Below are 13,468 nucleotides of genomic sequence, written 5' to 3'. Positions count from 1 at the left end.
GCAAGCCCCCGGGCTTCCAGCCCGGTCGCTTTCCAGTCACAGACCCGTGACGCGAGATGCCCCTTATTCCCCATTCGCTCGCGTACGGTGACGCCTCTCACGGCCCCGTGAAGGTGTCCACCGCCACGTCGAAGTACTCCTTTGCCTCGCGCACCCTCCCGACCGGCGCCGAGACCCACACGTCGTACAGCTTGCCGCCCTGTTCCCAGCACAGGTCGTACGTGTGCCGGGGGCCCTCCGCCGGGCTGAAGCCGTCCCAGGTGAACTCCCAGAGCGCCGCCGGCTTCCCCTGGTGGGTCGCCCCGGCCACCCGGCCGTCGCGGTAGCCGGGGTTCGTGGAGGGCCCCTCCGCGTGGGCGCGGCGCATCACCGCGACCGGTCCGCCTTCCTCGGGGTCGTCGACCTTGACGCCGATCCGGATCGACCGCCCCGGCGACAGGTAGAAGACCCGCTCGCCCTCCGGCTCCCGGGTGAAGTCCTCCGGCACGGCGAGGGCGAAGCCCCGGGCGTCGCGGACGAGCCGGTACCCGGAGGGCACGGTCGGCGCGGTGGCCGCCCGCGACCGCGTCCCGGTGGGCCTGTCGCCCCCCGACGCGCCCTCGGTCGTCCCGGACGCCGTGCCGGTCGCCGCGTCCGAGGCCGTCCCGCCGGTGCCGGGCGTGTCCCGTCCGTGCGACTGACCCGCCGTACCGGACGGCGAGTGCGACGCGCCGGGAGTCCGGGGCTGCGACGTCGTCGGCGTGCCGCCCCCGGCGCCGGCGCCCTCCCCCAGCAGCAGCGCCGCCGCCGACACACCGGCCCCGGCCATCGCCGCGACCAGCGCGGCGGCGACCAGGACGCTCTGGGTGGGCTGCGGCCGCCGGAACCGGCCGGGCAGCTCAGCCGAGCCCGTCGCCCGGTCGTGCGGGGGCCCGTCGAGGCGTCCCGGCGGTCCGGGGTGGTCCCGGTGGCCGGCCTCCGGCGTGTCCTGGGGGGCGGGCCGTGGGGGCGTGCGCGGCGTGTCGCGCCGGGTCGGGGGGTGACCGGTCCCGGTGCGCGGCCCCTTGGGCGGTCTCGGGGTACGCCCGGTCTCCCGGAACACGCGCAGCATCCGCTCCGCCTCCGCGGCGCCGAGCCGCCGGTCGGGGTCGCGCTCCAGCAGACCGCGGATGACGGGGAGCAGCGGGGCGGCCTGGGCCGGTGGCCGGATCTCGTCGAAGACGACCGCGTGCAGGATGCCGCCCAGCGAGTCGCGGCGGAACGGCGACTCCCCGCTGAGCACCGTGCACAGCAGCGCGCCCAGCGACCACAGGTCGGATTCCGGCCCGGCGCGGACCCCGGACATGCGTTCCGGCGCGGTGTACTCGGGCGAGCCGACGAAGGACCCGTTCTCGGTGAGCGTGGTGGCGCCCGCGACCTGGGCGATGCCGAAGTCGCTGAGGACGACCCGGTCGGTGCCCTTCTCCAGCAGGACGTTGGCCGGTTTGAGGTCCCGGTGCAGGACCCCCGCGTCGTGCGCGCGGCGCAGCGCGGCCAGCAGGGCGAGCCCGATCCGGGCCGCCTCCCGCGCGTCGACCGGTCCTTCGGCGTCGACCCGTTCCGCGAGCGAGCCGCCGTCGATGAACTCCATGACGATGTAGGGGCGTTCGTCCTGCTCGACGACGTCGTGGACGACGATGATGTTCGGGTGGCCGAGCCGGGCCACCGCGCGGGCCTCCCGCAGCGTGCGTTCACGCAGCTGCCGGGACGTCTCCTCCGGGAGCGACAGGTCGAGGGCCAGCTCCTTGACCGCGACACGCCGTCCGAGGAGTTCGTCGGTGGCGCGCCACACGATGCCCATACCGCCGCGGCCGACCCTGGCCTCCAGCCGGTACCGGCCCGCTACCACGCGGACGTTCTCCCCCTCGGTCCCCATGCGCCCCATCATGCCGCACCGGACCGAGCCCTTCCGGTGCCGCGGGACAGGGCTGGCCGACAAGCGACGTACGCGCGTCCCACGAGCGCCGCGTACGCGCCGTGCGTAGGCCCCGTGTCCCCGAGGCGGCCGGGCCCTGCCCGGTTGGCGGCCCCGGGGAGCCGCCGAGGCCGGCCTACGCCCGCCCTCCGTCCATCACTTGGGTGCCTCGCGCCAGCTGCGCAGCACCGTGTCGAACTGTTCGCGGGCGGTGTCCCAGTCGGCGGCGGGCGCGGACATGTAGATCGTGTACTCGACGCCGTCGCGGGTGAGATACGTCTGCTCGATCGCCCGGCGCGGGCCGGGGAAATCGGTGTTCTGGGCGGAGGTCCACGTGAAGTCCCAGAGCGCGCCCGGACGGTCGCGGTAGGAGTGCTCCTCCAGGCTCACCTGCCGGTACGCGGGGAGCCGGTCCTTCACCTGTTCTTCCAGGTCGAGCTGGTGCTGGTAGGGGCTGTCGAAGTCCGGGGAGTCGTCGACGGCCACCCGCAGGAAGTGCTCGCCGCCGTCGGGTGTGTAGTCGATCTGCGCGCCCTGCACGGTGCGCTCCCACCCCCGGGGCAGGGCGACGCTGAACCCCTCCGGGTCCTCGACACGGACCCATCCCTCGGGGACGCCGTCCGTGACCGGCCCGTCCTGGCCCGTGGTGCCGTCCTGGCCCGTGGTCGTGCCGCCGGTCCCGGCGGTCGTCCCGGCCGTGGCCGAGGTGTCCTCCGTCCGCCACGCGTCCGCGTAGTACATCGCGGCGGCGCCACCGCCGCCGAGGAGCGCGGCCAGCAGGACGACGAGCCCGACGGTACGGCCACGTCCGCGCCGTCGGCCGCCGGGCGCGGTGGCGGGGGCGTGGCCGACCGTCTGGGGGCCGTGCGGGAAGCCGGTCGCGGGCGTGGCGAAGGGGCCGTGGGCGCCGGGCGGCAGGGGGCCCGCACCAGAATGGCCGGCTCCGTACCCCTGGCCACCGGGGGCGCCGCCGGGCCCGCCGTACGCGGGGGCGGAGTGGGCGCCGCTGGTACCGCCGTCACGTACGCCGTGGGGGCCGGTGCCTTCGCTCGAACCTCCGTGCGCCCCGCGCACGCCGGCTCCGGCTCCCCCGTCCGCCGCGCGCGGGCCGCGAGCGGCCCAGCCGCCGGACCCGCCATCGGCACCACGCGAGCCGCCGCCGGCCCAGCCGCCCGCCCCGCGCGAGCCGTCCGCGGCCTCGGAGCCCGGCTCAGGCGCCCCGTCCGCCGCGCTCACCGCGCCCCTGCCTCGCCGGCCGCCGGAATCCGTACCGGCCGCCCCGGCCGCACCCCCCGTACCCGCCTCACCGACCGCCCCCGGTGTGCCCGCCGACCCCGCCGGCTGCTGCCGTGTGGGCACGTACGCCTCGGCGACGCTCGGACGTCGGCCCTCCGCGGCCTCGGCGAGCATCAGTTCGGCGTCCTGCGCGCCGGGCCGTACGGCGGGGTCCTTGCACAGCAGCGCGGCGATGACCGGACCGAGCGGGCCCGCGGCCACCGGTTCGGCGGCCTCCTCACTCACCACGGCCTGCATCGTGGTGAGCGGGGTCGTGCGCCGGAACGGCGACTTGCCCTCCACCGCCGTGTACAGCGTGGCGCCCAGCGACCAGAGGTCCGACGCGGGCCCGGGTTCGTGGCCGCGCACCCGCTCGGGCGCGATGTAGTCGACCGAGCCGACGATCTCCCCGGTGCGGGTGATCGTCGTGTCGCCCTCGACCTGGGCGATGCCGAAGTCGGTCAGCATGACCCGGCCGTCCTCGGCGAGCAGGACGTTGCCGGGCTTCACGTCGCGGTGCAGCACACCGGCCTGGTGGGCGGCGCGCAGCGCGCGCAGCACCCACATGCCGATCCGGGCGGCCTCCCGCGCCTCGATGCGTCCCTGTTCCCGGACCGCGTCGGCGAGCGAGACCCCCTCGACCAACTCCATGACGATCCAGGGCCGGTTGTCGTGCTCCAGCACGTCGTGCACGGTGACGACGGCCGAGTGGTTGATCCGTGCCGCCGCGCGCGCCTCCGCCCGGGTCCGCGCCAGCAGGACGGTCTGGTCGTTCTCCGAGACGTACAGCGCGGCCGTCAACTCCTTGACGGCGACGGCCCGGTGCAGCACCTCGTCCCGGGCACGCCACACCCTGCCCATGCCGCCGCTGCCGATGACGTCGACGAGCCGGTAGCGCTCGGCGATGAGCCGGCCCTGCATCTGATTCACGTTGCCCCGCAATGCTCTTGACAGGGTCAGGTTAAGGAGCGGTGCTCCCCCCGGGAAACCGGCACGGCCGCACAGAGACAGCACTGTGACGGTTCTCGCTTCCGCGCGCGGAACGCAACCTTCCGCCGCCCTCGTGGTCCGGCCGTCCCGCTCCCCGGTGGAGCAGGGCCGGACGTCCCGTGGGCCAGGGCCAACTGCCCCGTGCCGAGCGGTCAGTCGGTGACCCGGTAGGTGTCCGCGGCCTGCTCGTACAGCCGAGTCACCTCGTCCCGCTCGGCCTCCGGTCCGCGCACCTGCACCACGTGGTACCTGCCGTCGAGGAGAATCGCGAGGTTCCGCACGAAGACGCCGCGCCCCTCGCTGTCCTGCCAGGTGAACTGCCCCTCGGCCATGGTGACCCCGCCGACCTCGACCAGCCGCATGCCCCCGGAGGTGGCCCAGGTGGAGTCGCGGAACGGCTGGAGTTCGCGCTCGCCCTCCCGCTGGTACTTCAGCGGGTCGCTGCCGTACGTCGCCGTGCTGTCCCGGCCGGGCACGACGATCAGCTCGAAGCTGCCCCGGGAGTAGACGACCTGGCCGCGGCCGTTCTTGGGGCTGCGGTCCCAGCCGGTGGCGACGGCGACCTGGAAGCCCTCGGTGTCCTTGCGCAGGGTGAACCCCTGAGCGACCTCGGGGCCGCCGGTCTGGGTCTGCGCGGAACCCGACGACTCCGACGGGCTCGCCTGCCCCTCCCCCTCCTCGCCCCCGTCGGGCGAACTGGAGTTCTGATCGGGTCGGGACCGGCTGCTGGCCTCCGGCCCGGCACTCGGCTGTCCGGCCGCGTCGCTCCGTCCGCCGTTGCTCACACCGTCGCTGCTCGGTTCGGCCTTCGGCATGAACACCATGGCGTACGCGACGGCCACGGCCAGCGCGAGCAGGATCAGCAGGAGCAGGGTGCGGCCGAGCTTGCGGGGCTGCGGGGCCTTCTCCTGGCGGGCGCGCCGGTGGCGGGCGTGGGCGCTGGTCGCGGGCACTCTGGCGCGGCGCCTGCGGACGAGTTCGCCGCGCCGCCGGACGATCGGCAGCCGGCTCGCGTCCACGGGCGGCGCGGCGACGACGTGCGTGCCGGCCTCGGGTTCCGGCGCCGACCGCACGAGGGAGCGCAGCCAGCCGCGCAGTTCCTCGAAGTCCAGTCGCTCGGTGGGGTCCTGACGCAGCAGCGACTCCACGACGGGGCGCAGCGGTCCGCACTCCTCGGCGAAGGCGGGCGGTTCCGAGCACACCATCTCGACCAGCTCGGCGGTGTTCTCCTCCGGGTACGGGGCGTGCCCCTGTACGGCGCGGAACAGCAGCGCGCCGAGCGCCCACAGGTCCGTCGCGGGTCCGATGGGGGCCGCCAGCTGCCAGTTCTCGTGCACCGGCCCGGCCTGTTCCGGCGCCCACCGCTCGGTGACGGGCCCCACCACCGCCATCCGCGCCTGCCGGGCGCGCTCGGCGGCGAGTGCCGTGGCGGGCCCCCGTCCGGGCGCCGCCCCGGCGGCGCGGTCCCAGGGCGAGGCGTCCGCGGTTCCGGCGGGCACGGGCGCGTCGCCCACCTCGGCGCCGTGGCCCAGGGGGCCGGCGGGGCGCGCGTCAGGCGGAGCGGGGTGGTTGCGTCCGTCGGTGCCGGGCGCGGGCAGGCCGCCGCGGGGCTGGGCGCCGTGCCAGGCGGACGTCGTGCCGCCTCCGGCGCGGACGCCGTACGGGTCGGCGATCTGGCCGGGGGGCACCGGGCTCGTCGCCAGGCCGGGGGCGAGGCCGTCCTCGCGGCCGGGGGCCTGGGGTGCCGTGTTGTCGTGGGCGGTGCCGGGCGCGGGCCGCTGGGCGGGCAGCCCGCCGCCGGGTCCGCCGCGCCGGTCGTCCTGGACACGGGCCGCGGCGCGGGCGCCCGCGCGGTACGCCGCGATGGCGCCCGCCCGTGCCGCCCGGACGTCGCCGCCGGCCTCCAGGGCACGCTGTCCTTCCGAGGGGTCGGTGACCGCTCTCGCCTCGATCGCGGCCCGGCGCGCCGCCTCGGGGTCGCCGGCCGTGCCGCCGGAGCCGCCGAGGGCGGGAGCACCGTACGCTCCGCCCGTCAGGGCGCCGCCGAGGGCGGATCCGCCACGCCCCACCGCGCCGCCGGTCCCGGGCGCCCCCGGAACGGGACGGGCTCCGCCGACGCCACCGGGCCCCGCCGCTCCCGCGGCCCCGCCCCGGCCGGCGCCGGACGCGCCCGGACCGCGGCCGCCCGGCACGACCGGCGCGGCGCCCGTCGTGCCCGGACCGTCGCCGGGTGTGCCGGGAGGGTCCTCGACGTCCCGCGCGGGCACCGGGTCGTACCCGCACAGGGCCTCCTCGGCGGCCCCGACCGCGAGCCCGGTGAGCATGACCCGGCCGTCGTCGCAGACCAGCACCGTCCGTTCGGTGATGTTGCGGTGCACCCAGCCGTGGGCGTGCAGCGCCCGCAGCGCGGTGAGCACGTCGGAGGCGACCTCGGCCGCCCGGTAGGGGGTCAGCGGCTGGTCCGCCAGCAGCGCCGCGAGGGGCCGGGCCGGCACCAGTTCGCTCACTATCCACAGCGAACCGCCCTCGGCGAACACGTCGAAGACCTGGTCGAGGCGTGGGTGGTCGGGGATCTGCGCGGCGGCCTGCGCGGCCTCGATCGCCCGCCGTACGGCCGGGTCGGCGGCACCTCGGGGAGCTCGTACCGTACCCCGGCGCGCCCCGCGGTCCCGTGCCACGTACCCCTCGGGCAGGCCGTCCGCGTCGAGCACCTCGGCCTCGACGACCTCGGGCAACGGCACCTGCCGTACGAGGACTTCCTGGCCGCTGTAGGTGTCGAAGGCCCGGCTCTCGGCGAACTCGTAGTCGTCGGTGGGCGGCAGCGGCAGGCGGTAGCGGTCCGCGAGTACCCGTCCCGCGTATGCGTCCACGATGCCCTCCCCCGACCGTCCGGTTGGTCAAATTCGTTCGCCCGGCGGCCCGTTCCGTGCTGGATGCGTACGGTCCGCAGCCATTCACGATACGTGCCTGAGGCAACCCGCATTGAGGGGATGCCCTATCTCACCCGCCTCGAATGCGCTCGAACGCCCTCGATCTTCCCCGGAACACCCGTCCCCGAACGCACCGGGCGGGCACAACTCCCCCCGCCGACCTCGCATCGGAGGAGCTCACACCACCCCGTGCCCCCGCACGCCCCCGTACGGCTCATCCACCCGGAACAGCATCCTCACGGCTCCGTAACGAGATGGGCACCGGCGCACAACAGCCACGTGCCCGGCCCGAACGGCCCTCTGCGTGCGCCCGGACCGCCCGTCCTCGGGGGCCCGCGACCGCCCGGCGCGCCGCGGACTCACGTCGTCACGCGCGCCCCGCCGACCGCGTCCCGTGTGCCTCGGAGCGCCTCCCGCGCGCCGACCGGCGCGCCCCCGGTGGCGGAGTCGACGGCGTCCCGGCGCCTCAGGACTTGGGGCGGAACGTCTTGGTGAAGGTCCGCCAGGTGTCCTTGCGCAGGTCGCCGCTCCACGCGGACGCCTTGGCCGTGTACATCAGCGCATACCCCTGCTGCTCGTCGACCACGAACCCGCGGTCGATCGACCGGTACTTCGTCCCGCTCTCCACATAGGTGAACTCCCAGTCGGCGGTGTTCCAGCCCCGGTAGTCCACCGCTTCTATGCGGATCCGGTCGTACTGCGCGCGGGCCATGTACCGCTCTTGGTTCTTCCAGTCGGCGACCGGGTCGTCCTTCGGGGTGCTCGTCCACCCCACGAGCAGCTTCTGCCCGTCGGGCCCGGCGAACCGGGCGCCCGCCGCGCCCGTGGACTGGTACGTCCACCCGTCGGGCAGTCCGATGGAGAAGCCCTGGCCGCTCTTGTACGTCTCGGTGGCGATGTCCTTCGAGGACCCGGAACCACCGGAGCCGCCGGAACCGCCGCCGGAACCGCTAGACGTGTCGGAGCCGGTGGACGACGAGTCGTCCGCGGAGTCGTCCGACCCCGTGGCCTCGTCGGAGGTCTCACCGTCCGGGCTGGGGACCGACCCCGCGTCCTCGTCCTTGCCGCTCCCGTCCCCGCCCTTGTCGTCGCTGTCGGAGCTGTCGGAGGAAGTCCCGCTGGAGACCGCGGCCTTGGTGCCGGCTCCCTTGCTGTTGTCGGCGCTGCCGTCCTCGCCGCTGAACGCGAACGCCAGTACGGTCCCGAGGACCACCAGAGCCACGGCAACGGCGATGAACGCGAGCGTCCGCCGCGACACCACGTCCGTGATGGGCGCCCTGGGCGCGGGTCGCGGCGGCAGGTCCGGCGGCGGTACCTGCGGCCACCCGGACGTCCGCCCCGCGGCGGTGGCGCCGCCCGCGACGGTGTCTCCACCGCGCGCCCCGACCGCCCCGGCGGCCGGCTTGCCCGCGGTCGGGCCCGAGGCGCCGCCGGCCTTCGCGGCACCGGCCGCGGCCCCGGCGGCCGCTCCGGACGAGAGCCCGACGGAAGCGGACTTCGTGGTGACGGCCGTGGCCGCCTCGGTGGGCCGGACGGACTTGGCCGGTGCGGCGGGCGCGGCCGGTGCGGCGGGCTTGGCGGGTGCGGCGGACGGCGAGGCCGGAACCGACGCGGCCGCGCCCGCGCCCGCGCCCCGCGTGCCCCCGGTGGTGCCCCGAGACGCCGCCTCGGACACGCCTCCGGACGCGCCGGCGGAGGTGGTGCCGGACGTGCCCGGCGCGGCGGAGGCGGCCGCGGCCGCCCCGCCCTCGGGCGCGTTCTTGCGCATGGACCAGCGCGGCGCGCGAGGCCGCTCCCCGGCCTCGTCGCCCCGCTTGGCCCCGAGCACGCCGAACCCGCCCTTCTTGGGCCGTTCCTGAGGCACCACCGGCAGCGGCACGAGCTGTGTCGCGTCCGGCGGCGCCGCGTCCTTCGGGTCGGGCGCGTGGATGACCGTGTTGAGCATCGCCCGCGCGCCAGCGTCGTCGAGGCGCCGCTCGGGGTCCTTGGTGAGCAGTCCGAAGATGACGTCCTTCAGCGGCCCGGCACGCTTCGGCTCCGGGACCGGCTCGGTCATCACCGCGGTCAGCGTCGCTATGGCCGACCCCTTGTCGTACGGCGGCACGCCCTCGACCGCCGCGTACAGCAGACCGCCGAGCGACCACAGGTCGGCCGCGGGGCCGGGCTTGTGCCCGCGCGCCCGCTCCGGCGAGATGTACGAGGGGGCGCCCACGAGCATGCCGGTCGAGGTGATGGACGGGTCGCCCTCGACCTGCGCGATACCGAAGTCGGTGAGGACGACCCGGCCGTCCTGCTTCTCGATCAGCACGTTCGACGGCTTCACGTCCCGGTGCAGGATGCCCTCGCGGTGCGCGGCGCGCAGCACGTCGAGGATGGCGAGTCCCACCTCGGCGGCGCGCCTCGGTTCGAGCACGCCGTCCTCGCGGATGACCTCGGCGAGCGACTTGCCCTCGACGAGTTCCATCACGATCCACGGCCGGTCGTCCTCGTGGACGACGTCGAACACCGTCACCGCGCCGTTGTTGCGGATCCGTGCGATCGCCTTGGCCTCGCGCAGGGTGCGCGTGATCAGCCGCCGCTTCTCGTCCTCGTCGATGCTCGACGGGAACCGCAGCTCCTTGATGGCGACCGTACGGCCCAGCGTCTCGTCCTTGGCACGCCACACCGTGCCCATGCCGCCTCGACCGAGCACCCCTCCCAGCCGGTACCGCCCGGCGAGGAGACGTGCGTCCTTGTCCTGACGGGATTCCCCAGCCCGCTCCGCCTCCGACATGCGTCCCCTCATGCAACCCGCCCTGACAGAGCCTCCATTGTCACCCACCCGCCAAGCGCCCCACGCCCAGGGTGCCCCTCAATCAGCCACCGCATCTCCCCAGACCCTCACTCCGTCCCCGCACGCCGCACAGCCGGGTCGGGCATAGTCGGGCCGTCGGCCCGGTTCCCGCACCCCGTCCGGCGTGCGAGGACGCGCTTCCGAGGCGTCGGACACGGTTCCCGGGCACGCCCTCGCAAGGCGGTTCGGGGCGACCGGACGGGGACGACGAAAACCGGCCAGCCAAGGCACAGCACGTCGGACCGCCCCGGCCCCGGGGCCCGCCCCGGCGCCGCCCGGGGACGTCCCGCATGATGTGCCGCGACAGGAAGAACCGATGCCATCGACCAGGACGCCCATGACCCCCAGGAAGCCCATGGCGCACCTGGCCGTTCCCGTGGCCCTGTTCCTGCTGGCGGTGGCCCCGACGGCCTCCCGGGCGCAGGTCGCGACGAGCCCGGACACCGTCCTGCCCCTCCTGGTCGCCCGGGGCCACGCCCCCGCCGCCGCACTCCTCGCCGACGGCCCGTCCGGCACCCGCTACGCCCACGCCGAGGCGGAGGGCCGCTGGCCTGTGGCCACGAGCGCGACCACGAGCGCGACCGCGACCACGACCACGAGCGGCGACGGGAACGACGGGAACGACGGCCGGGGCGTCGGCAGCGGCGGCTCCGAGGAACCCCGCGGGGACACGGCCGAAGTCGGCCGAGAAGGCCCACCCGCGCGACAGCCCGAGCCGCTCCGCCGCGCCGACCACTTCCGGGCCGGCAGCATCACCAAGACGTTCATCGCCACCGTCGTGCTCCAACTGGCAGCCGAGCACCGGCTGTCGCTGTCGGACTCGGTGGAGGACCACCTGCCGGGCCTGGTCCGCGGCGAGAGCGGGGGCCGGGACGACGACGGCCGCCGCATCACACTGCGCGCGCTGCTCACCCACACCAGCGGCCTCGCCGACTTCACGGCGGCCACCGGGGGAACCACCCCCGTGACCCCGCGTCAGGCCGTACGCCTCGCGCTCTCCCTCCCCCAGGCCGTCCCCGGCCGTTTCTTCTACTCGAACACCAACTACGTGCTGCTGGGCCTGGTCGTCGAACAGGTCACCGGCACCTCCTACGCCGCCGAGGCGGAGCACCGCATCATCGCGCCCCTCCGTCTGACGGGAACGTCCTTCCCGGGGGCCCGCTCCTCGCTGCCGGACCCGCACGGCCGCGCCTACTCCGCCGACGGCTCCGACGTCACCGACCTCGACCCGCGCACGGCCGGGGCGGCGGGCGAACTCGTCACCACGCTGCCCGACGTGAACCGCTTCTACGGGGCGCTGCTCGGCGGCGACCTCCTGCCTCCCCGTCAGCTCCGCGAGATGCTCGACACCCGGGCCGCGCACGGCGCGTACGGCATGGGCCTCTACCCCGTGAGGCTGTCGTGCGGCACGACGGTGTGGGGACACAACGGCCGGATCACCGGCAGTTATGTGCGCACCGCGGCCACCGCCGACGGCCGTCACGTCCTCACCTACCGCGTGAACACGGACGCGCCCGCCGACCCCGGCCTGGAACCGGCCCTGCTCACCGCGGAGTTCTGCCCGCGCGCGCTGCGAAGCGGCATCCTGTAGCAGGACGTGCTCCAGAGGGACCGGCTCCGGAGGCACGGGCCGTGGAGCACAGGTGCCTGCGGGGGCACCTCCTACGCGGGCACCTTCTCCTACAGCGGCACGATGTCCGGCGCGCCCAGTCGTGCCGCGTCGGCCGTCAGGTCGTCCGGCTGGCGCTGCGACTCCCGCTCGGCCTCCACCCTCTTCTCGTAGTGCTGGACCTCCCGCTCGATCTGGTCCTTGTCCCAGCCGAGCACCGGCGCCATCAGCTCCGCCGCCTCGCGCGCGCTGCGCGTGCCCCGGTCGAAGGTCTCGATGGAGATCCGGGTGCGCCGGGTGAGCACGTCGTCGAGGTGGCGCGCGCCCTCGTGGGAGGCGGCGTAGACGACCTCGGCCCGCAGGTAGTCGTCGGCGGCCTGGAGCGGCTCGGCCAGCGCGGGGTCCTCGGCGATGAGGTCGAGGACCTCCTCGGTCGCGGACCCGTAGCGGTTCAACAGGTGCTCCACGCGCACCACATGGAGTCCCGTGCCGGCCGCGATCCGCGCCCGCGCGTTCCACAGGGCCCGGTACCCCTCGGCGCCCAGCAGCGGCACGTCCTCGGTGACGCAGTCGGCGACCCGCTGGTCGAGTCCGTGCACGGCGGCGTCCACCGCGTCCTTCGCCATGACCCGGTACGTCGTGTACTTGCCGCCGGCCACGACCACCAGCCCCGGCACGGGGTGGGCGACGGTGTGTTCGCGCGAGAGCTTGCTGGTGGCTTCCGACTCACCGGCGAGCAGCGGCCGGAGCCCGGCGTACACACCCTGCACGTCGTCGCGGGTGAGCGGCACCGCGAGGACGGAGTTCACCTGCTCCAGCAGGTAGTCGATGTCCGCGCTGGACGCCGCCGGGTGGGCCTTGTCCAGGTCCCAGTCGGTGTCGGTGGTGCCCACGATCCAGTGCCGGCCCCAGGGGATGACGAACAGGACGGACTTCTCGGTCCGCAGGATCAGCCCGGTCGTGGAGTGGATCCGGTCCTTGGGTACGACCAGATGGATGCCCTTGGACGCCCGCACGTGGAACTGGCCGCGTTCCCCGACCATGGCCTGGGTGTCGTCGGTCCACACCCCGGTGGCGTTCACGACCTGCCGGGCGCGGATCTCGTACTCCCCGCCCCCTTCGACGTCCCGCACCCGGGCGCCGACGACCCGCTCGCCCTCGCGCAGGAACCCCGTCACGCGCGCGCGGTTGGCGGTCTTCGCGCCGTAGGAGGCGGCCGTGCGCACCAGGGTGGCCACGTAGCGGGCGTCGTCCATCTGGGCGTCGTAGTACTGGAGGGCTCCGACCAGCGCGTCCTTCTTGAGGCAGGGCGCGACGCGCAGGGCCCGGCGGCGGCTCAGATGGCGGTGCAGGGGCAGGCCCCGGCCGTGGCTGCGGGCCATCGACATCCCGTCGTACAGGGCGACGCCGGATCCCGCGTAGAACCGCTCCCAGCCCTTGTGCTGCAAGGGGTAGAGGAACGGTACGGGCTTCACCAGATGGGGTGCGAGGCGCTCCAGAAGGAGCCCGCGCTCCTTCAGTGCCTCCCGGACGAGGGCGAAGTCGAGCATCTCCAGATAGCGCAGGCCGCCGTGGATGAGCTTGCTCGACCTGCTCGACGTGCCCGACGCCCAGTCACGTGCCTCGACGAGGCCCGTGGACAGGCCGCGTGTCACGGCGTCCAGGGCCGTGCCCGCACCGACCACGCCACCACCCACGACCAGCACGTCCAGCTCACGCTCGGCCATACCCGCCAGTGACTCGGCGCGCTGTGCCGGTCCCAGTGCCGCTGTCCTCACCGCTGCCTCCCGCTGTTTGTCGCGCCGGTCCCACCTGTCGACGCCCGTCAGGCAAGACCCTGCTCACATCCCCCTGCCCAGAATTCTGACCGTGTTGCCCGACATCGGCCACCACCCGCC

The 13,468-nt window shown here is 75.1% G+C and carries 6 protein-coding genes; 1 reads left to right on the top strand and 5 read right to left on the bottom strand.

All coding sequences use genetic code 11. The features are described from left to right. Window positions 1-97: 97 nt before the first annotated feature. The 4 genes from GSY65_RS22910 to GSY65_RS22895 all read right to left on the bottom strand — a co-directional run bounded on the left by GSY65_RS22910 (window position 98) and on the right by GSY65_RS22895 (window position 9,901). Complete coding sequence (locus GSY65_RS22910; RefSeq protein WP_159771857.1) at window positions 98-1,894, bottom strand: serine/threonine-protein kinase; 1,797 nt, start codon at window positions 1,892-1,894, stop codon at window positions 98-100. A gap of 195 nt (window positions 1,895-2,089) precedes the next feature. Next, window positions 2,090-4,129, bottom strand: coding sequence for a serine/threonine-protein kinase (locus GSY65_RS22905; protein WP_159771854.1), 2,040 nt, complete (start codon window positions 4,127-4,129; stop codon window positions 2,090-2,092). Between the two features lie 221 nt (window positions 4,130-4,350). Then, window positions 4,351-7,068, bottom strand: coding sequence for a protein kinase (locus GSY65_RS22900; protein WP_159771851.1), 2,718 nt, complete (start codon window positions 7,066-7,068; stop codon window positions 4,351-4,353). A gap of 526 nt (window positions 7,069-7,594) precedes the next feature. Continuing rightward, a complete protein-coding gene (locus tag GSY65_RS22895; protein WP_159776283.1) occupies window positions 7,595-9,901 on the bottom strand; it encodes a serine/threonine-protein kinase in 2,307 nt (768 codons plus the stop codon). A gap of 397 nt (window positions 9,902-10,298) precedes the next feature. Between GSY65_RS22895 and GSY65_RS22890 the strand changes: the two genes are divergently transcribed. Beyond that, window positions 10,299-11,552: a serine hydrolase domain-containing protein gene (locus GSY65_RS22890; RefSeq protein ID WP_159771848.1), complete on the top strand. Its 1,254-nt coding sequence runs from the start codon at window positions 10,299-10,301 to the stop codon at window positions 11,550-11,552. An 89-nt stretch (window positions 11,553-11,641) separates the two neighbouring features. Here the strand turns inward: GSY65_RS22890 and GSY65_RS22885 are convergent, their stop codons facing one another. Then, window positions 11,642-13,348 carry a glycerol-3-phosphate dehydrogenase/oxidase gene (locus GSY65_RS22885; protein WP_159771845.1) on the bottom strand — a complete coding sequence of 569 codons (1,707 nt, stop codon included), beginning with the start codon at window positions 13,346-13,348 and terminating at the stop codon, window positions 11,642-11,644. Between the last annotated feature and the right edge of the window lie 120 nt (window positions 13,349-13,468).

Source organism: Streptomyces sp. HM190, assembly GCF_009857135.1.
GTDB lineage: Bacteria > Actinomycetota > Actinomycetes > Streptomycetales > Streptomycetaceae > Streptomyces > Streptomyces heilongjiangensis.
Note: the sequence above shows the minus strand (reverse complement) of the source record. Positions and strands in the feature narration are given on the sequence as shown.